This is a genomic window from Ornithinimicrobium carbonis, from assembly GCF_977012275.1.
In genome coordinates this window covers 1,267,008-1,286,916 of record NZ_OZ348993.1, presented here as the reverse complement: position 1 = coordinate 1,286,916, position 19,909 = coordinate 1,267,008, and the positions used below count along the sequence as shown (strand labels likewise).

Below are 19,909 nucleotides of genomic sequence, written 5' to 3'. Positions count from 1 at the left end.
GGGGTCCGCAGCGGCGTGTGGTGCACAGTGCCACGGCGTTGCGGCGTGTCCCGGCCTGGAGCACGGATCCTGCAGCACGCGACACGCAGCAACGGGGACGCCACCAGGTCGAGCGCACACTCAGCCGGTCGGCCCCATCAGCCGGTCGTCCGGCCAGCCCCGGCAACCCGACCAGTCCATCAACCCGTCAGCCGTCAGCTTCCGACGGTGACCGGCTCCCGGGCCTCGCCGGACCGCTCGACCGGCTCGACCGGCTCGACCTTGCGCGGCCACCAGAACGTGGGGCCCAGCACCCGCACGATCGCGGGCACGAGCACGGTCCGCACCACCAGGGTGTCCATCAGCACACCGATGCAGATGACCACGCCGATCTGGGCGAGCACCACGAGGGGCAGGACGCCCAGCACCGCGAAGACGGCGGCGAGCAGGATGCCGGCGCTCGTGATGACGCCACCGGTGGCCCCCAGCGCCCGCAGGACTCCCTCGCGGGTCCCGTGGACCCTGGCCTCCTCCAGCGTCCGGGTGATGAGGAAGATGTTGTAGTCCACCCCCAGCGCGACGAGGAAGAGGAACGCCAGCAGCGGCATGCTCGCGTCGATCGCGCTGAAGCCGAAGATGCCGGTGAACAACCACCACGAGACACCCAGGGCGGCGGTGAACGTGGCGACCACGCTGGCCACGAGGATGATCGGTGCCAGCACCGACCGGAGCAGCCCCATGAGCGCGACGAGCACCAGCACGAGGATCAGCGGCATCACCACCCACCGGTCGCGCACGTTGCCCGCGCTCTCGTCGGCCGACGACGCCGCACCGCCGGTCACGTAGGTCTGGTCCTCACCCTCCAGTTCGGCCCGCACCTCGGACACCGTCCGCGTGGAGGCCTCGCTGCCCGGGTCGGCCTCGAGGACGACCTGGACCTGACCGATGCCCTCGACCGGGTCGACGGCCGTGGCAGAGGTGACCCCGTCGACGTCCCCGACCCGCTCGGCCAGCTCCTCGACCACGGCCGCGTCGTCGGTCCTCGTGACGACCAGCACCGGGTCCGAGGTGCCGGCCGGGAAGGACTCACCGAGCCGTTCGGAGGCGGTGATGGCCTCGGGCGTCTCGAGGAACTGGTCCTCCGGCGCCAGCCCGCTGACCGTCTGGGTCAGCCCGAAGGCCATCGCCGCCAGCACCCCCAGCGTCACCAGGATCGAGACGCCGGGCGCCCGCGCCACCGTGTCACCGATCCGCCGCCACAGGGACCGGGACTCGCTGAGCAGCTGCTGGCCCTCGCGGGGCACCTGCGGCCAGAAGATCCACCGGCCGAAGACCACCAGGGCGCCCGGCAGCAGCAGGAGCACGCCCAGGACGGCGACGACGACACCGACGGCGGAGGCCAGCCCCAGCCCGCGGGTGCTCGGGAAGACCGACAGCAGCAGGCTCAGCACGCCCACGACCACGGTGCTGGCGCTGGCGATGACGGCCTCGGACGCCCGGCGCAGCGCGACCGCCATGGCTTCGTGCCGGTCGGCGTAGCGGCGCAGCTCGTCGCGGTAGCGCGAGATGAGCAGCAGCGCGTAGTTCGTCCCGGCACCGAAGACCAGGACCGAGAGGATGCCGATCGTCGACTCGTCCCACGGCACGTCGACCCACGCCAGCACCCGGGTCGCCACGGTCGCGGCGACCTGGTCGGCGATCCCGACGACCACGAGGGGGACGATCCACAGGATCGGGCTGCGGTAGGTGACGATCAGCAGCAGCGCGACCACCGACGCGGTCACGGCGAGCAGGGTGATGTTGGCTCCGTCGAAGACCGAGGCGAGGTCGGCCTGGATCGCGGCGGGCCCGGTGACCTGGGCGGTGACCCCCTCCGGCACGGCCTCGTCCAGGTCGGCCCGCAGCGAGGTCACGACCTCCTGCGCCTCGCTCGCCGACGGGGCCTCCAGGGTGAGCACGCTCAGGGCCGCGGTGCCGTCCTCGGACGGGATCACGGGTATGCCGCCCTCCGTCACCCCGGGCGGGGGGCCACCCGCGCCCTCGGTCCCGGTGTCGGCGCCCGGAGGCGCTCCCGCGGCATCCTCGGCCCCGGTGTCGACGCCCGGAGGCGGACCTGCGCCGTCCTCACCCTCGGTCTCGACGCCCGGGGGAGGTCCGGCCTCGCCTCCGCCCTCGGCCCCGCCCTCCGGCGCCCCCGCGACGGGGGCGCCCTCACCGGTGTCGTAGGTCTCGGCGATGCCGGCCATCACCCCGCCCAGGCCGGGGAGGTCCTCGGCGATCTGTCCGTCCTCGCGGGTGAACAGCACGATGGCGGTGCTGCTCCCCTCGTCCGGCAGCTCCCCCAGCAGGGCCTGGCCCTCCGTGCTCTCGAAGCCGGCCGGCAGCGTGGAGAGCGGGTCGGGGGTGCGCTCGGCCTGACCGAGCCCGGCGATCATCCAGCCTCCGAGGATCAGTCCGACGAGCGCGATGATCCAGCTGCGTCGGCCGGTGAGCAGACGCACGAGGGCGTTCGCGTTCATGGCAGGTCCTTCCGGGATAACGTAGGCTTGGCATTCAAGCAACTGTCTAACTAAGTGAGCAAGTTCATGAGCGAGCGTAGCACTGAGGGACGTGTTCGTCACACCCTTGTCCAACCTCGCGACGGAGACCACGCACCGACCCGCCCGGGGCAGGTCGATGGCAGCGACCACGGCCGCAGCGGGGAGCACGGCAACGCTCATGCGAGCCCGGGCGGGGAGCACGGCAACGCTCAAGCCGGCCCGGGCGGAGAGCACAGCCGGTGGGTGGGGTCGTGGGAGCGCAGCGAGACCCTGGACGCCCTGCGCAGCCTCCTGGACACCAGCCGCCGGGCCACCCCCGCGCTCGCCCGGCGGGCCGAGCTCTCGCACAACGAGGCCGCCGTGCTCGAGCACATCATGGACGAGCCCACCGGCCCCACCGAGCTCGCGCAACGGCTCGGCGTCACGTCGGCCGCGGCCAGCGGCATCGTCGACCGGCTCGTGGCCCGGGGTCACGTCGAGCGGCAACCGCATCCAAGCGACCGCCGTCGCACGGTCGTCGTGGCCACCGGTTCCGGACGGGAGGAGATGCTGGGCCACCTGATGCCGATGTTCGTCGACCTGGCCCGGCTCGACCAGGACCTCTCGGCGGACGAGCGCGAGGTGGTGCTGCGCTTCCTGCGGGCGGCCGACCGAGCCGTCTCCCGTCTCCTCTGAACGTCGGGCCCGCCTTCGGCCCCGTCGGTCCCCGGTACGGCGATCGGAGAGCCTGCCCGGGCCTCGGGATGAGGCCGCCCGCAGGCCCACGACGTAGGGTGGAGCGATGAGCTCCACCCCGTCCCGCCCCCGCACCGCCGCCGCGATCACGGTCTCCAACCGCAGCTCCGACGGGCGGCGCGAGGACACCTCCGGTCGTCTGCTGGCCGAGGCGCTGCGCGAGGCGGGTTTCGAGGTGGACGGACCGACCGTCGTCCCGGACGGCGTCGAGTCGGTCGCCACCGTGCTGCGCGAGAAGGTCGCGGCCGGCCACCGGCTCGTCGTCACCACCGGAGGCACCGGGATGGGTCCCCAGGACCTCACCCCCGAGGGCACCCGGCAGGTGATCACCCGCGAGAACCCCGGACTGGCCGAGCTGATCCGCAGGGAGGGGACGCGTCATACCCCCTTCGCAGCCGTCTCCCGCGGCCTCGTGGGCGTCGTGGACTGGCCGGCCGAGCAGGGCTCCGGCGGCACGCTCGTGGTGAACCTGCCCGGACGCCCGTCCGCGGTGACCGAGGGGATGGAGGTCGTCGCCCCGCTGCTGGGGCACGTCCTCGACCAGATCTGCGGAGGGGACCACTGATGACGGCCGGACCGCTCGTCGACCGCTACGGCCGGGTGCACCGCGACCTGCGCATCTCGGTGACCGACCGCTGCTCGCTGCGCTGCACCTACTGCATGCCCGAGCAGGGGGTGCCGTGGCTGCCACGCGACACCATGCTCTCCACCGAGGAGGTCGTCCGCCTCGCCGACGTGGCCGTGGGCCTGGGCATCGAGGAGATCCGCCTCACCGGCGGGGAGCCGCTGCTGCGCCGCGACCTCGTCGACGTCGTCGCCGGCCTGGCGGCCCTGGACCCGGCCCCCGAGATCTCGATGACCACCAACGGCGTCGGCCTGGCGCGGATCGCCGAGGACCTGCGGGCCGCCGGTCTGACCCGCGTCAACGTCAGCATCGACACGCTGGACCGGGAGACGTTCATCGCCCTGGCCAAGCGTGACCGGCTGGGCGACACCCTCGCCGGGATCGAGGCCTCCGCCGCGGCCGGTCTGGTGCCGGTCAAGCTCAACACCGTGCTCATGCGCGGTGTCAACGACTCCGAGGCGCCCGACCTGCTGGGCTTCGCTCTGGAGCACGGCTACCAGCTGCGGTTCATCGAGCAGATGCCGCTGGACGCCCAGCACCAGTGGGACCGCACCCAGATGATCACCGGTGAGGAGATCCTGGAGAAGCTGCGGACGCGCTACGAGCTGACGGCCATGCCGGACGACACCCGCGGCAGCGCCCCGGCCGAGCTCTTCCTCGTCGACGGCGGCCCGGCGACGGTCGGCGTCATCGCCTCGGTGACGATGCCGTTCTGCGGCACCTGCGACCGGGTCCGGTTGACCGCCGACGGGATGATCCGCAACTGCCTGTTCGCCACCGGCGAGACCGACCTGCGAGGACCGCTGCGCGCAGGGGCCTCGGACGAGGAGCTCGCAGACCTGTTCCGCGAGTCGATCGGCGCCAAGCTGCCCGGCCACGGGATCAACGAGCCGGGCTTCCTGCAGCCGCCGCGGCCGATGAGCCGGATCGGCGGCTGACGAGGTCGCCTGCCGACGAGCGGCAGCAGGGCCCGGCTCAGCCGCCGGCGAACGGCGGCAGCACGTCCAGGACGGCGTCGTGCGCCACCGGCAGGGACCGGTCGTTGACGTACTGACCCTCGTGCAGCACCGAGCTCAGCCGCAGCACGCGCTCCAGCTCGGCCCCGTGCAGCTCGACGAGCCGGTCGAGCAGCGCGCCCAGGTCGTCGGCCGCCACCTGTTCGGACTCGGTACCGGCCGCCTCTGCAGCGGCTGCGAAATATCTCACCGTGGCCATGCGTCCAGTCTCCCAGACACCGTGGGAAAAGGCCCGCCCCGCACCTCGCCATCACGGAACCGTGGGCACCTCGACCGGCAGGGCGCGCAGCTGGTCCAGCACCGGCTCGGGGATGCTGGCCTCCCCGCCGAGAGCCGTGATCCACGCGAGGTCCAGGTCCGTGACCGTCTGCGCCGTGCTCGCCGGGACACCGGTCGGGGTCAGGAGCAGGAGCTTGTCACCGAGGACACCGGCGTAGGCCGCGCCGACCAGGGCGTCCGGCCAGCCGAGCCCGCTGGCCACGGTCGCGCCGTAGTTGGTCGGTGACGCCTGGGCGAGCGCAGCAGCGGTCTCGTAGCGGCTGCGTCCCGCGACCCGGGTGACCGGGGCGACGGTCTCCAGCTGGCGCAGGACTGCGTCATCGACGCTGGCCGGACCCCCGAGCAGGACGATGTGACGGGGGCGGACCTCGTCCCGCAACGACTGCATCACGGAGGAGGGCACGCCGGTCGGTTTGGTCACGAGGAGCGGAGCGCCCTCCCAGGCGGCCGCAGCCCCGCCGGCCAGCCCGTCGGGCCAGTTCACTCCGGAGGCGACGAACGCGAGCTCGCTGGGGCCCAACGAGTTCGCCAGGCTCGCCGACACGACGTACCGGTCGGGCCCACCGAAGCGACGCACCCAGTCGCGACCCGGCGCGTAGTCGGCGAGTGCGGCCTGCACCTCGTCGCTCACCGCTCCGGGGCCGCCGAGCAGGATGATCGTGTGGGGCGCGAGCCGCTCGAGCGCGGCCCGGGTCGCACCCGGCAGGGAGTCCTTCCTCGTCAGGAGGACGGGCGAGGTGAGGGCGCCGGCGAACGCCCCGCCCGAGAGCGCGTCAGCGTAGTTCTCGCCGCTGGCCACCACGACCAGCCGTCGCGCCAGCGGATCGTCGACATAGACCACCTCGTTCCAGAACCTGGAGAGCTCGGCGGCCGTCTCGTACCGGTTCGCCCCGGAGACCCGCTCGACCAGAGGATGGCCGGCCGTCGCTGACTCGCGAGCCTCCTCGAGAAGGACCCGCGTCCTTGCGATCTGATCGGCATCCGGGAGCGGGACGGTCTCCCCGTCGGCGAGAACGGCGGCGGGAGTGGCGGCGGCCGTGGCGGCGGGAGTGGCGGCAGGTGCCACAGGGCTGGCGGCGACCAGCCCAGCCAGCACCAGCGCGGACAGGCGACGGACAGGCGACACGAGGGGGCCCTTCTCACGGGATCGACCATGGTGTGCCACGACCATCCCGACCCAGCCGGCGGCCCTGCACGGCGGGACTCTAGCGGATCGACGCAGCATGTCGGTACACCCGACGGAGGGGGCTCACGCGCCGGCAGCCGGTCGCTGCTGGGCGTGCCCTCCCGTGGATCGCGTGCCGGAGTCAGTCGCCGTCGGCCCCGTCGCCCAGTCGACCCTCCCAACGGGCGGCGTCCTCCCAGGTGTCGACGTCGCCCAGGTGCTCAGCACCGCGGTCGACGACATGCCAGCGCAGGTCCGCGACCAGCCTGCGGACGGACGTGTTCCGCACCTCGCCCAGAGCAGCCAGGGATGCCTCGAGGGCGGAACGCCGATAGATGGCCAGCAGCCACTGGCGGTGACCTTCCGCGTCCTGGTGGCTGACGGCATCCACCGCTTCCGGGACGCTGGGAAGCACCGCCTGCAGGGCGGCGAGCGCACGAGCGGCACCGGGCTGGTCGACGGCCACGACGGCGACCCAGGGGGCAACGCCCGCCCGGTCCCCGGGGGCCGACCCCACGGAGAGGTCTCCGAGAAGGTCCGGGACGGAGGGACGCAGCGCCTGGAGCCCCGCCGCGATACCGGCGACCGGGCCGCCGCCCGGCGGGTCCTCCGTCGTGCGCGCGACGCCGTCCGGGACGGAGGTGACCCCCACGACGACGACCGAGCCGCCGAGCCGGGCCGCCCCCTCGAGGACGCGGTGAAGCAGGCTCCGCCCGCCGACCATCAGGGCGGCCTTGTCCCGCCCGCCGAGGCGTTCGCCCCGCCCGCCGGCGAGCACGAGCAGGTCGACGATCGGCACGGGGCTCCTTCGGGGTGGGTGCGGGTTCCGGGACGGACCTGCGGGCGGCGGCGCGGTGGTCGGGCGACCCGCGCTGCTAGTAGCTCGGCAGGCCCGGGTCGACCCGTTCGATCCACGCGAGCATCCCGCCGGTCATCACCGACACGTCGGGATGGCCGAGACGGACCAGGTGGGCGGCGGCCCGGCGGGCCCGCGGACCGGTCTTGCAGTAGACGACCACGGGGCCGTCGGGCAGCGTCTCCAGGTGCTCCCACGTCAGCACCTCGCCGACCGGGACGGTCAGAGCGCCCGGCACGGTCCCGAGCGCGTGCTCGGCCGGCTCGCGGACGTCGAGCAGCAGCGGGGCGTCGGTGCCGCGCAGGACCGAGCGCACCTCCTCGGCCGACAGCTCGGGCAGCGGCACCAGCTCACGCACCGGCTCGTGCGTGGGAGGCGGCAGGAGGTCGCCGACGGGTCGCAGCGGCACCTCGCGCGTGCGCTGGGTGAGCGCGTCCACGAGCAGCACCCGGTCGACGAGGGGCTCACCGAACCCGCAGACCAGCTTGACGACCTCGGCGGCCATGATCGAACCCACCTGGCCGACGAGGGCCCCGAGCACACCGGCCTCCGCGCACGAGGGCACGTCCTCGGGCCGCGGTGGCCGGGGGAAGAGGTCGCGCAGGCTCACCGCGCCGGGCCGTCCGGGGACGAACGTGGACAGCTGGGCGTCGAAGCGCAGCACCGCCGCCCAGACGACGGGGGTCCCGAGCGCGGTCGCGGCGTCGGACACGGCATACCGCGTGGGGAAGTTGTCCGCGCCGTCGAGGACGACGTCGTGCCCCTCGAGCAGCTCGCGGGCGTTCTCCGGCGTGATCCGCTCGTGCCGCACCTGTACCGAGACGTCCGGGTTGAGCCCGGCGACGAAGCCGGCGGCCGACTCCACCTTGGACCGCCCCACGGCGTCCAGCCGGTGGATGACCTGGCGCTGCAGGTTGGTGGGGTCGACGTCGTCGTCGTCGATGATCGTCAGGTGCCCCACCCCCGCGGCGGCGAGGTAGGAGATCGTCGGACTGCCGAGCCCCCCGGCGCCGACGACCGCGACCCGGGCGGCCAGCAGACGGCGCTGCGCCTCGATCCCCATCCCCGGCACCAGCAGGTGGCGCGAGTAGCGGGACACCTGCGCGGGCGTCAGCTCCGGACCGGGCGCGACGAGGGGAGGCAGGGGCGGCATGCTGGGCAGGCTACGTCAGCCGACCGACACGGTCAGCACGCAGACGCTGTCCTCCTCGGCGACGACGTCGTGCCGGGCGGGGGGTATGGCGTGCGCGCTCCCCGCGGGCAGGGTCCACGACCGGCCCTCCGACCCCAGGACGACGCGGCCCGAGAGGCACAGCAGCGAGGCCGGGCCGGGGGCGTCGTGGTCGGGCAGGCCGCCGCCGGCGGGCAGGCCGAGGACGATGAGGTTCTGCCCCGGCTGGCGCACGACCGAGCGGACGGCCCGCCCCCGGCCGGACTCCCGGGCCTTGGCCAGCAGCCGCTGCCCCTCGGCGAGCAGGTCGACGACGCGGTAGGGGTCGACCTCCTCGGCCGGGGCCAGCGTAAGGTCGCCCAGGACCGGGTGGGACGGGTCCTGGACGGACCCGGGGACCGGCCGCGCGGCTGATCCGTCCCCGGCACCGGCGACGGCCCCGCCCGCGACGGCCCCGCCCGCGGCCGAGCCCGGCGGCATACCTGCGGGGTCGCTCACTGCACCCGCTCCCACCCGCGCTTCTGCGCGCGGGACCCGGTCGCGGTGCCGGGGCGCTGGTCGCGGCTGCGGTAGACGATGTAGGGCCGGGTGAAGTACCCGATGGGCGCGGAGAAGACGTGCACCAGACGGGTGAACGGCCAGATCGCGAACAGCAGGAACGCCACGAGCGCGTGCAGCTGGAAGCCGATCGGCGCGCCCTCCATGAGCGAGGCGTCGGGCTGGAACCAGAAGATCTGCCGGAACCAGGGGGAGACGCCGTCGCGGTAGTTGTAGTGGTCGCCGGCGATGCCGAGGTTGAGCAGGCTGCCCGCCACGGTGTTCCACATGCCGAGCACGATGACGACGGCCATGAGGGCGTACATGACCTTGTCGTTGACGGTCGTCGCCCGGAAGACCGGCCCGGTCGTGCGCCGGCGGTAGACCAGGATGGCCAGGCCGACGAGGGTGGCGATGCCCGCCGGCAGCCCACCCGCGAGCGCGACGATGTGGTAGAGCTCCTGGCTGATCCCCGCCCGCTCGGTCCAGCTCTGCGGCACGATCAGGCCCATGAAGTGCCCGACGGCGACGAAGAGCATGCCGAAGTGGAACAGCGGGCTGCCGATCCGCAGCAGCCTGTCCTCGTAGAGCTGGCTGGAGCGGGTGGTCCACCCGAACTTGTCGTAGCGGTAGCGCCAGACGTGCCCGACGACGAAGACCGCCAGGCAGATGTACGGGAAGATCACCCAGAGGAAGGTGCTCATCGGGGGGCTCCTACGGGGATGGTCGGGCCGAGGGTATGGGGTGTGCCGGCGGGAACTCCGCCGTCGCCGCAGGCGCTGCCCGAGGAGGGCGGGGTGCGCAGGTGGTCCAGGGCGGGGTCGATGGAGTAGGGCGCGTCATCGATACCGACGGACTCCTGGGGCGGACCCTCGGCGATGAGCCGCGCCAGCGCGGCCTCGTCGTTCTCCTCCAGCTGGGGCAGGGTGGCGCGCAGCGCGTCGACGACGTCGAGCCAGGGCGAGCCGCGCCGCTGGAGCGCCCGGTGGAGCAGCTCGATGCCGACCCGGTGGTCGTTGAGCATCTTCCAGGCGGCGTCCGGGTCCACGGTGGCCCCGAACTCCAGCACGACCGAGAGGTGGTCGGGCAGCTCCCCGGTCGCGCCCTCGCCCTCGGCCAGCTCCACGCCGTGCCGGCGGTAGGCCTGCTTGAACTGCACGAGGGCCACCCCGCGGTTGCGGGTGTCGCCGTGCAGGAAGTAGGTCAGGTGCAGGCAGCACTTGCGGGTGACGTCGAAGGTGTCGACGTAGTCGATCTGCACCGACGCCAGGTCGCTCCCGTCGACGTGGTCGAGGAACCGGTCCAGGGGCGTCCGGACCCGGTCCGGCAGCCCCGCGACGATCTCGCGCATCGCCGGCAGGCGCTGCACGAGCGCGTCGTCGGGGTAGTCGAGCAGCAGGGAGACCAGCTGCCAGGTGTCGGCCTGGGCCTGCGCCTCCAGCCGCGGGTCGCTGCGCCGGTGGCGCCGCCAGGGCAGCATCAGCGGGTCCCGCCGGTGCCGTCGCCGGACCCGTCGGCCGCCTGGCCGACGCCCTCGGCGGGCCGGTCGGGGAACATGCCCGCGGGCACGCCCTTGCCGTCCCAGTTGAGCAGGTTGACCCGGCCCCGCTTGGAGCCCCCGGAGACCAGGGACTCCTGGGTCTGGCGCTGCTGGAGCATCTTGAAGTTCTCGACGGCCACCGGGGTGGTGGCTCCCCGGCCCGAGCCCTCGCCGAAGGGGCCGGACTCGTCCATCAGCTCGTCGTCGTACCCGGTCACCGGGCAGTCGGTGGCCAGCTCCTCGAGGGCGTGGGCGTCCTCGCCGTGCGCGGACGGGATGACGTAGCGCTCGTTGTACTTGGCGATCGCCAGGAGGCGGAACATCTCGTACATCTCCTCCTCGGTCATGCCGACCGCCTCGGGGATCTCCGCCCGGGGGTCGCGCCCCAGGTTGATGTCGCGCATGTAGGAGCGCATCGCCGCGAGCTTGCGCAGGACCTCGTTGACCGGCCGGACGTCACCGGCGGTGAAGAGGTTGGCCAGGTACTCCACCGGGATGCGCAGGGCCTCGATCGCGGCGAAGAGGTTGTCCTTGTCCTCCGCGTCGTACCCGGTCTCCTTGATGACGTCCACGACCGGCGACAGCGGCGGGATGTACCAGACCATCGGCATCGTGCGGTACTCCGGGTGCAGCGGCAGCGCGACCTTGTACCTGTTGATGAGGGCGTAGACCGGGGACTTCTTGGCCGCCTCGATCCAGTCGCCGGGGATGCCGGCCCGCTCCGCCTCCCGCTGCACCTGCGGGTCGAAGGGGTCCAGGAAGACCGAGCGCTGGGCCTCGTACAGCTCGTGCTCGTCCTGCACCGAGGCCGCCTCGAGCACCTTGTCCGCGTCGTAGAGCATGAGGCCGATGTAGCGCAGCCGGCCCACGCAGGTCTCGGCGCACACCGTGGGGATGCCGACCTCGACGCGGGGGTAGCAGAAGGTGCACTTCTCGGCCTTGCCGGTCTTGTGGTTGAAGTAGACCTTCTTGTAGGGGCAGCCGGTGACGCACATGCGCCAGCCGCGGCACTTGTCCTGGTCGACCAGGACGATGCCGTCCTCCTCGCGCTTGTAGATGGCGCCGGAGGGGCAGGAGGCCGCGCAGCTGGGGTTGAGGCAGTGCTCGCAGATGCGCGGCAGGTAGAACATGAAGGTCTGGTCGAACTCGAACTTCACCTTGTCCTCGATGCCCTTGAGCATCGGGTCCTTGGCGGCGTGCTCGGCCGAGCCGCCCAGGTCGTCGTCCCAGTTGGCGCTCCACTCGATGTTGATCTGCTTGCCCGAGATGAGCGAGTAGGGCTTGGCGACCGGGAAGGTGTCCTGGGCCGGGGCGTTGAGCAGCGTCTCGTAGTCGTAGGTCCACGGCTCGTAGTAGTCGGAGATCTTGGGCATCTTGGGGTTGGAGAAGATGCTCAGGAGCTTGGTGAGCCGTCCACCCGCACGCAGCTTCAGGCGCCCGTTGTCGGCGCGGACCCAGCCGCCCTTCCACTCCTCCTGGTCCTCGTAGCTGCGGGGGTAGCCCAGACCCGGCCGGGTCTCCACGTTGTTGAACCAGACGTACTCCATACCCTGGCGGTTGGTCCACGCCTGCTTGCAGGTGACCGAGCAGGTGTGGCACCCGATGCACTTGTCCAGGTTCATGACCATGGCCATCTGTGCCATGACTCTCATCGTCAAACTCCTCCAACGTCGGGGTCTGGGGCGGAGCCCCAGCGGGGGTGCACGGGGGCGGAGCCCCCGGGTGTCAGTACTCCACCTTCGTCGTCCGCTTGCGGATGGTCGTCACTTCGTCGCGGTTGTTGCCGGTCGGGCCGATGTAGTTGAAGAAGTACGCGTGCTGGGCGTAGCCGCCGATCAGGTGGCTGGGCTTGAGCAGGATCCGGGTCAGGCTGTTGTGGATCCCGCCGCGCTTCCTGTCCGTCTGGGTGAGCGGCACGTCGATGAGCCGGTCCTGGGCGTGGTGCATGTAGACCGTGCCCTCGGGCATCCGGTGGCTGACGATCGCGCGGCAGGCGACGACTCCGTTGCGGTTGACCGCCTCGATCCAGTCGTTGTCCCGCACCCCGATCTTGGCCGCGTCCTGGTCGGACATCCAGATCGTCTGCCCGCCCCGGGAGAGGGAGAGCATGAACAGGTTGTCCTGGTACTCGGAGTGGATCGACCACTTGTTGTGCGGCGTCAGGTAGCGCACGCTCACCGCGACCGCGCCGCCGGCGTCCTCGGTCTCCTGGCCGATCGGCGCCTCCCCGAAGAGGGTGGTCATGTTGAGCGGGGGCCGGTAGGTCGGCAGCCCCTCGCCCATGCCGAGCATCCAGTCGTGGTCCAGGTAGAACTGCTGGCGACCGGTGAGGGTGTGGAAGGGCTTGGACCGCTCGATGTTGATGGTGAACGGGCTGTAGCGCCGCCCGCCGCTCTCCGATCCGGACCACTCCGGGGAGGTGATGACCGGTACCGGCGCGGCCTGGGTGTCGGCGAAGGTGATCTGCTTGCCCTCGTGCTCGGCGGACAGGTCGGCCAGCTGCGTTCCGGTGCGCTTCTCCAGGAAGCGGAAGCCCTGGGTGGCCAGGTGCCCGTTGCTCACCCCGGACAGGTGCATGATCGCGTCGGCGAACTGGATGTCGGTCTCCAGCTTGGGCCGGCCGTCGGTCGGGCCGCCGTGGACCTCGCCGTTGCGCTGGCGCAGGATGCCGACCTCCCGCCCGACGTCGTACTTGACGCCCTTGGTCAGCATGCCGACCTTCTCCAGGAGCGGGCCGATCGAGGTCATCCGGTCGTAGACCGCGGTGTAGTCCCGCTCGACCTCGGCGATGACCGGGAGGGTCTTGCCGGGCACCGGCTCGACCTCGCCGGTCCGCCAGTCCTGCACGCGGCCGTGGACGGTGGCCATCGCCTCCGGGGTGTCGTGCCACAGCGGCTTGGTGACCACGTCCTTGCGCACACCCAGGTGGTCCACCGCGAGCTCGGAGAACCGCTTGGCCACGGCCTTCCACGCGTCCCAGTCCGTCTTGGCCTGCCAGGGCGGGGCGATGGCCGGGTTGAAGGAGTGGATGAACGGGTGCATGTCGGTGGTGTTGAGGTCGTGCTTCTCGTACCAGGTCGCGGCCGGCAGCACGACGTCGGAGAACAGCGTGGAGCTGGTCATCCGGAAGTCGAGCGTCAGCAGCAGGTCGAGCTTGCCCTCGCCGGCCTCCTCGCGCCAGACGACGCTGTCGGGGCGCTGGCCTTCGGCGGCCTGGTGGGCCTTGACCGCGTTGTCGGTCCCGAGCAGGTGCTTGAGGAAGTACTCGTTGCCCTTGGCCGAGGACCCCAGCAGGTTGGCCCGCCACAGCGACAGGATGCGGGGGTAATTGTCCGGGGCCTCCGGGTCCTCCACCGCGAACTTCAGCGTGCCCTCCTTGAGCTGCTGCACGACATACTCCGCCGCCGGCAGGCCCGCCGCGGCGGCGTCGTCGGCCACCTGCAGGGAGCTGCGGTCGAACTGCGGGTAGGAGGGGGTCCAGCCCAGCCGGACCGACTGGGAGAGCAGGTCCATGGTGGACCGGCCCTCGAACGCCCCGGTCGCGCCGTTGATGCCGTCGGCGCCGAAGGTGTCGTAGCGGTACTGCGAGGTGTGCACGTACCAGTAGGCGGTCTGGTTCATGTGCCGCGGCGGGCGGACCCAGTCCAGGGCGAACGCCAGGTGCTGGAAGCCCATGATCGGCCGGATCTTCTCCTGGCCGACGTAGTGTGCCCAGCCGCCGCCGTTGCGGCCCTGGGTGCCGCAGATCGTCGTCAGCAGCAGCATCGCCCGGTAGATCTGGTCGGAGTGGTACCAGTGGTTGGTGCCGGCCCCCATGAGGATCATGCCGCGGCCCTGGGTGTCGATCGCGTTCTGCGCCCACTCGCGGGCGATCCGCACGATCTGCTCCAGGGGGGCGCCGCTGATCTCCGCGGCCCAGGCCGGGGTGGCCGGGACCGAGGGGTCCTCGTAGCCCTGGGGCCAGGTGCCCGGCAGCCCCGCCCGACCGACGCCGTAGTGGGCCAGCAGCAGGTCGAGCACGGTCGTGACCAGCCGGTCGCCGACCCGGCGCACGGGCACGCCGCGACGCTCGGTCACCTGGTGCCCCTCGACGTTGTCGAAGCGCGGCAGCTCCACCTCCACGGACTCGCCGGTGTCGCCGTAGAGCGAGAGGACCGGGCGGATGTCGCCCAGCTCCAGGTTCCAGCGGCCCACGCCCTCGTCGCCGTAGCGATGGCCGATCGAGCCGTTGGGGATCGCGACCTCGCCGGTCACGCCGTCGAGGAGCGCCGGCTTCCACATGGCGTTCTCGCTGGACTGCTCGGGGTGGCCCTCGAGGTCGCCGGCCACGAGGAACTTGCCCGGACGGAACACCCGGGAGGCTCCGTCGTCGCCGTCCGCCGGTTCCAGCGTCACCAGGTAGGGCAGGTCGGTGAACTGCTGGTTGTACTCGGTGAAGAAGTCGACCTGGCGGTCGACGAAGAACTCCTTGAGCACCACGTGGCCCATGCCCATCGCCAGCGCACCGTCGGTGCCGGGGGCCGAGGCCACCCACTCGTCGGCGAACTTGACGTTCTCGGCGTAGTCCGGCGCCACGGCGATGACCTTCTGGCCGCGGTAGCGCGCCTCGGTCATCCAGTGCGCGTCGGGGGTGCGGGTCAGCGGGACGTTGGAGCCCCACATGATGAGGTAGCCCGCGTCCCACCAGTCGCCGGACTCCGGCACGTCGGTCTGGTCGCCGAACATCTGGGGGGAGGCGTTGGGCAGGTCGGCGTACCAGTCGTAGAAGGAGAGCATCGGGGCACCGATGAGCTCGTGGAAGCGGGCGCCGGAGGCGTAGCTCACCGGGGACATCGCGGGGATCGGGGAGAAGCCGGCGATCCGGTCCGGGCCCCAGCGCTTGACCGTGTAGACGTGCGCGGCGGCGATCATCTCCACCGCCTCCTCCCAGGTGGAGCGCACCAGGCCGCCCTTGCCGCGGGCCTTCTTGTAGACGGCCGTCTTCTCCTCGTCCTGCACGATCGAGGCCCAGGCGACGACGGGGTCGCCGTAGGTCTGCTTCGCCTCGCGGTACATCTGCAGGAGCGTCCCGCGCACGTAGGGGTAGCGGACCCGGGTGGGGCTGTAGGTGTACCAGGAGAAGGCGGCCCCTCGCGGGCAGCCGCGCGGCTCGTACTCCGGCTTGTCCGCCCCGGTCGAGGGGTAGTCGGTCTGCTGCGCCTCCCAGGTGATGATCCCGTCCTTGACGTAGACCTTCCAGGAGCAGGACCCGGTGCAGTTGACCCCGTGGGTGGAGCGGACGACCTTGTCGTGGGCCCACCGGTCGCGGTAGAAGGAGTCGCCGGTCCGTCCGCCCTCGAGGGTCAGCGTGCGCTTGTCCTCCGACACCTCCCCGCGGGTGAAGAAGCGGCGGGTGCCGACCAGCGCGTCGCTCAACGGACCGTCGAGCCGGGACGTGGTGCGCTCACTCATGCAGGATCTCCTGGTGCGGTTCGGTCTGGGCGGTCGGGCGAGGTGGAGGGGGGTATGGCGTCCGCGGACGTCGCGACGCCGGTGGAGGTGGGGGCAGGGGCACCGGTGGGGGTGGCGCCAGCAGCGGGGAGCGGGGCGGGCGCAGGGGTGGGGGCGGAGCCGGAGCCCGGGGTCGACCACCGGGCGGGGCCGGGGTCGATCGGCTCCCCCGGTGGCGTGCGGTGCCGCAGCAGCACGGCGTGGCAGGTGGTCGGACCGACGAACGGACGGAGGCTGACGCCGGCGTCCTGCTCGCCCGCCGCTTCGAGGGCGCCCCTGAGCAGCCCCCGGTGGACGCCGCAGACGACCTCGGGGTGGATCCGGGCCAGGTCGAGGAAGGGGCAGTCCCGGAGCGTGAGGGTGACGTCCCCCTCCCGTCCGCTCACCGACAGGTCGGGCGTGTAGCCCCACTCCTGGAGCAGGTCGACCACCCCGCCGACCTTGGCCACCCACTCTCCGGCCGTCGACGCCGCGTGGGGGACGTCGTCCTCGCGCAGCCCGTGGTCGTCCCCCTCCTCGAGCCGGTGGCGCACCCACTCGGCCCCGGCCTCCTCGGGCGTGAGGCGACCCTCGTCGGCGGGGTCCAGGGCACCGGCGAGCAGGGTGGCGAGCACCTGGTAGGGCCCCTCCACCCCGGGGCGGGCGACCGGACCCAGCTCTCCCTCGACGACGAAGTACCGCTTGGCGGGGCGCCCCGCGCCCCCGCTGCGCACGAACCTGCTGCCCACCAGACCGGCCGAGACGAGCTGGTCGAGGTGGAAGCGGACGGTCGTGCTGTGCAGGCCGAGGACCGTCCCCAGCTCGGCGGCCGTCATCCCGTCGTCCCGGGTGGGCCGCCCCTCGACGGCGAGGCGCGGCAGGCCCACGAGGTGGTCGACGATCGACCGCCGGACGGCAGAGGTGAGCAGGAACGCACCACCGCGTTCGACGTGCTCGGCTGCACCCATGTCGGCGCCCCCTTTTATCGGAGTTGGCTCGCCTAATCTAAGCCTACGTCGCGGACCTCGCGCAACCGACCCCCCGACCCCCGGGACGCACCCTGGTCGCGGAGGGTCTTTGTGCAGGCCAGGCACGGTTTAGCGCACAGTTCTATGCGCTAATTCTGGGAGTGTCGCGAACGCCACATCGGAACGCTACCGCCGCCGTCGGGGGCGGGTGTAGGGTCGGCGTCGACACCTTTGCGATGACTCTTTCCTCTAATCAGGAGACCAGATGACGACCACCGCGTCGCCGACCGGGACCCCCTCGGCCCAGCGGTCCGGAGCCAGCCGGGTCATGTGGACGTCCACCGTGGCGTTCACCCTCATGTTCGCCGTCTGGCTGATGTTCGGCATCCTCGGCAAGCCGATCAAGGACGAGTTCGGGCTCACCGACACCCAGCTGTCCTGGGTCTCCGCGGTCGCGGTGCTCAACGGGTCGATGTGGCGGCTGCCGGCCGGCATGCTGGCCGACCGCATCGGCGGTCGCAAGGTGATGACCGCGATGCTCGCGGCCACCGCCGTCCCCGCCTTCCTCGTCAGCCGGGCCGACAGCTACGCCATGCTGCTCGTGCTGGCCTTCCTCGTCGGCTTCGCCGGCAACTCCTTCAGCGTCGGCATCGCCTGGAACGCCGCCTGGGCCCCCCGCGAGCGCCAGGGCTTCGCCCTCGGCCTCTTCGGGGCCGGCAACGTCGGCGCCTCGGTGACCAAGTTCATCGGCCCCCCGATCATCCTGGCCACGGCCGGCACCACCTTCGCCCTCGGGGTGCAGGGGGGCTGGCGGCTGATCCCCGTCGTCTACGGCGTCCTGCTCCTGCTCATGGCCGTGGCGGTCTGGGTCCTGACCCCCTCGGTGGACCGGATGCCGGGAGCCAGCAAGACGCTCGGCGAGATGCTCGTCCCGCTCAAGCAGCTGCGGGTGTGGCGCTTCAGCCTCTACTACGTCGCCGTCTTCGGCGCCTACGTGGCCCTCTCGGCCTGGCTCCCGCTGTACTACATGGACAACTTCGAGGTGTCCCTGACCACGGCGGGCCTGCTCACCGCCCTGTTCATCTTCCCCGCCTCGCTCCTGCGCCCGGTGGGCGGCTGGTTCTCCGACCGCTGGGGCGCCCGCAAGGCGATGTACGGAACCTTCCTCGTCATGCTGCTCACGACGGGCATCCTCATGATGCCGAACGGCTACATCGTCATCAACCACGCGGACGGCCGGGAGACCGAGCACCTGGCCTACGCCATGCACATCGTGCCGTTCACCGCGCTGCTCTTCCTGCTCGGCTGCGCCATGGGCGTGGGCAAGGCCGCGGTCTACAAGCACATCCCGGAGTACTTCCCCGGCAACGTCGGGCCGGTCGGCGGTCTCGTCGGGATGCTCGGCGGCCTGGGCGGCTTCGTCCTGCCTCCGCTCTTCGCCTACACCAAGCTGTGGACCGGGTTCCCCACGTCCACCTTCTTCGTGCTCTTCCTCCTCGTGGCCGTCTGCCTGCTGTGGATGCACCTGACGGTCGTGCGGATGCTGCACGAGCGCTCCCCCGAGGTCGCCGACAAGCTCGACGAACCTGCCCCCGCCCCCGCCACGCCCCTCCAGGAGGCCCGCGCATGACCACCGCCGACTCCCGCCGCACCGGCAGCCGCTGGCTGCAGGACTGGGACCCCGAGAACGAGGAGACCTGGGACAGCAGGATCGCCTGGCAGACGCTGTGGATCACCACGTTCACGCTCACGCTGGCCTTCGTCACCTGGTTCCTGCCCAGCGCGATCGTCCCCAAGCTCAACGACATCGGCTACTCCTTCACCCAGACCCAGCTCTACTGGATGGCGGCCATGCCCGGCCTGGCCGCCGGCCTGCTGCGCATCGTCTGGATGGTGCTGCCGCCGCTCATGGGGACCCGCACCATGGTCGCGCTGACCACGGCGCTGCTCTTCTTCCCGCTCCTGGGCTGGGGCGTGCGCGTGCAGGAACCCACCGCTCCCTACTGGGAGCTGATGGTGCTGGCCTTCCTCGCCGGCATCGGCGGCGGCGCGTTCTCCGGCTTCATGCCGAGCACGTCCTACTTCTTCCCCAAACGCCTCCAGGGCACGGCCCTGGGTCTGCAGGCGGGGCTGGGCAACTTCGGCGTGTCCCTGGTCCAGTTGCTGACCCCGTGGCTCATCGGCTTCTCGATGCTCGGCTTCCTGGGCAACAGCCAGATGATGGAGCTGGCCGGTCAGGCCAACCAGGAGGTCTGGTACCAGAACGCCGCCTTCTTCTGGATCCCCTTCGTGCTGGTCGGGGCCGCTTGGGCGTGGCTGGCCCTGAAGTCGGTGCCGGTCAAGGCCAACGTCCGCCAGCAGTTCGACATCTTCTCCAACCCCGACACCTGGTACATGACGCTGCTCTACATCATGACATTCGGCACCTTCTCGGGGCTGGCGGCGCAGTTCGGCCTGCTCATGAAGAACCTCTACGGCGCGGGCAACCCGGAGATCGTGCAGGGCGCCGGCGAGAGCGCCCAGCTGCTCATCGAGAACTACGAGGTCCCCGAGGCCGTCAAGTTCGTCTTCCTCGGCCCGCTCGTCGGGGCTGGCGCCCGGGTGCTCTTCTCCCCGCTCACCGACAAGATGGGCGGCGCGATCTGGACGCTCATCTCCGGTCTGGGCATCATCGTCTCGATCTCCTTCACGCTGAGCGCCCTCACGCCGGACACCACCTCGGCGGCCACCCTGGACGCCGGCTTCGACCGGTTCCTGTGGGGCATGCTGGCGATCTTCCTGTTCGCGGGCATCGGCAACGCCTCCACGTTCAAGCAGATGCCGATGATCTTCGAGCGGCGCCAGGCCGGTGGTGTGATCGGCTGGACGGCGGCCATCGCCGCCTTCGGACCGTTCTTCTTCGGCATCGGCCTGACGCTGATGACGCCGACCATCTTCTACGTCATCGGCCTGGTCTTCGCCGTGATGTGCGTGGGCATCACCTGGTGGCGCTACGCCCGTCCGGGCGCGCCGAAGCCGAGCTGACCCGG

General features: G+C 71.6%; 16 protein-coding genes. 5 read left to right on the top strand and 11 right to left on the bottom strand.

The genetic code is table 11. The features are described from left to right. Positions 1 to 194: 194 nt before the first annotated feature. Complete coding sequence (locus tag ACWHYA_RS05810) at positions 195 to 2,498, bottom strand: MMPL family transporter (RefSeq protein ID WP_425942407.1); 2,304 nt, start codon at positions 2,496 to 2,498, stop codon at positions 195 to 197. A 264-nt stretch (positions 2,499 to 2,762) separates the two neighbouring features. Between ACWHYA_RS05810 and ACWHYA_RS05805 the strand changes: the two genes are divergently transcribed. The 3 genes from ACWHYA_RS05805 (at position 2,763) to moaA (ending at position 4,817) form a co-directional block, all read left to right on the top strand. Then, the gene (locus ACWHYA_RS05805; protein ID WP_425942409.1) at positions 2,763 to 3,194 is read left to right on the top strand and encodes a MarR family winged helix-turn-helix transcriptional regulator; all 432 of its coding nucleotides are present in this window, start codon (positions 2,763 to 2,765) and stop codon (positions 3,192 to 3,194) included. A gap of 106 nt (positions 3,195 to 3,300) precedes the next feature. Next, positions 3,301 to 3,819, top strand: a complete 519-nt coding sequence (locus tag ACWHYA_RS05800) for a MogA/MoaB family molybdenum cofactor biosynthesis protein (RefSeq protein ID WP_425942411.1) — start codon at positions 3,301 to 3,303, stop codon at positions 3,817 to 3,819. Further along, positions 3,819 to 4,817: a GTP 3',8-cyclase MoaA gene (moaA, locus tag ACWHYA_RS05795; RefSeq protein WP_425942413.1), complete on the top strand. Its 999-nt coding sequence runs from the start codon at positions 3,819 to 3,821 to the stop codon at positions 4,815 to 4,817. The genes ACWHYA_RS05800 and moaA overlap by 1 nt, the downstream gene beginning before the upstream one ends. 37 nt (positions 4,818 to 4,854) lie before the next feature. On the opposite strand, the gene ACWHYA_RS05790 is transcribed toward moaA, so the two are convergent. The 10 genes from ACWHYA_RS05790 to ACWHYA_RS05745 form a co-directional block, all read right to left on the bottom strand. Further along, the gene (locus ACWHYA_RS05790; RefSeq protein ID WP_425942415.1) at positions 4,855 to 5,094 is read right to left on the bottom strand and encodes a MoaD/ThiS family protein; all 240 of its coding nucleotides are present in this window, start codon (positions 5,092 to 5,094) and stop codon (positions 4,855 to 4,857) included. Positions 5,095 to 5,145: 51 nt separating this feature from the next. After that, positions 5,146 to 6,300 carry a cell wall-binding repeat-containing protein gene (locus tag ACWHYA_RS05785; protein WP_425942417.1) on the bottom strand — a complete coding sequence of 385 codons (1,155 nt, stop codon included), beginning with the start codon at positions 6,298 to 6,300 and terminating at the stop codon, positions 5,146 to 5,148. Positions 6,301 to 6,481: 181 nt separating this feature from the next. Beyond that, positions 6,482 to 7,138 carry a molybdenum cofactor guanylyltransferase gene (gene mobA, locus ACWHYA_RS05780; RefSeq protein ID WP_425942419.1) on the bottom strand — a complete coding sequence of 219 codons (657 nt, stop codon included), beginning with the start codon at positions 7,136 to 7,138 and terminating at the stop codon, positions 6,482 to 6,484. A gap of 76 nt (positions 7,139 to 7,214) precedes the next feature. Beyond that, positions 7,215 to 8,348, bottom strand: a complete 1,134-nt coding sequence (locus ACWHYA_RS05775; RefSeq protein ID WP_425942421.1) for a ThiF family adenylyltransferase — start codon at positions 8,346 to 8,348, stop codon at positions 7,215 to 7,217. A 15-nt stretch (positions 8,349 to 8,363) separates the two neighbouring features. Beyond that, on the bottom strand, positions 8,364 to 8,879 hold the full coding sequence (locus tag ACWHYA_RS05770; RefSeq protein WP_448095566.1) for a hypothetical protein: 516 nt from the start codon (positions 8,877 to 8,879) through the stop codon (positions 8,364 to 8,366). Beyond that, positions 8,861 to 9,607 carry a respiratory nitrate reductase subunit gamma gene (gene narI / locus ACWHYA_RS05765; RefSeq protein WP_425942425.1) on the bottom strand — a complete coding sequence of 249 codons (747 nt, stop codon included), beginning with the start codon at positions 9,605 to 9,607 and terminating at the stop codon, positions 8,861 to 8,863. The genes ACWHYA_RS05770 and narI overlap by 19 nt, the downstream gene beginning before the upstream one ends. Further along, positions 9,604 to 10,383: a nitrate reductase molybdenum cofactor assembly chaperone gene (narJ, locus tag ACWHYA_RS05760; RefSeq protein ID WP_425942427.1), complete on the bottom strand. Its 780-nt coding sequence runs from the start codon at positions 10,381 to 10,383 to the stop codon at positions 9,604 to 9,606. Before narJ ends, narI begins: the two co-directional genes overlap by 4 nt. Beyond that, positions 10,383 to 12,095: a nitrate reductase subunit beta gene (narH, locus tag ACWHYA_RS05755; protein WP_425942429.1), complete on the bottom strand. Its 1,713-nt coding sequence runs from the start codon at positions 12,093 to 12,095 to the stop codon at positions 10,383 to 10,385. The genes narJ and narH overlap by 1 nt, the downstream gene beginning before the upstream one ends. Positions 12,096 to 12,168: 73 nt before the next feature. After that, positions 12,169 to 15,894 (bottom strand): nitrate reductase subunit alpha, encoded by a 3,726-nt coding sequence (locus ACWHYA_RS05750; protein WP_425942431.1) that lies wholly within the window; start codon positions 15,892 to 15,894, stop codon positions 12,169 to 12,171. Continuing rightward, positions 15,891 to 16,880 carry a helix-turn-helix transcriptional regulator gene (locus tag ACWHYA_RS05745; protein WP_425942433.1) on the bottom strand — a complete coding sequence of 330 codons (990 nt, stop codon included), beginning with the start codon at positions 16,878 to 16,880 and terminating at the stop codon, positions 15,891 to 15,893. The genes ACWHYA_RS05750 and ACWHYA_RS05745 overlap by 4 nt, the downstream gene beginning before the upstream one ends. Positions 16,881 to 17,145: 265 nt before the next feature. Here ACWHYA_RS05745 and ACWHYA_RS05740 point away from each other — a divergent pair, with 265 nt between their 5' ends. Next, on the top strand, positions 17,146 to 18,510 hold the full coding sequence (locus tag ACWHYA_RS05740; protein WP_425942435.1) for an MFS transporter: 1,365 nt from the start codon (positions 17,146 to 17,148) through the stop codon (positions 18,508 to 18,510). Continuing rightward, a complete protein-coding gene (locus tag ACWHYA_RS05735; RefSeq protein ID WP_425942437.1) occupies positions 18,507 to 19,904 on the top strand; it encodes an MFS transporter in 1,398 nt (465 codons plus the stop codon). Before ACWHYA_RS05740 ends, ACWHYA_RS05735 begins: the two co-directional genes overlap by 4 nt. Positions 19,905 to 19,909 lie beyond the last annotated feature (5 nt).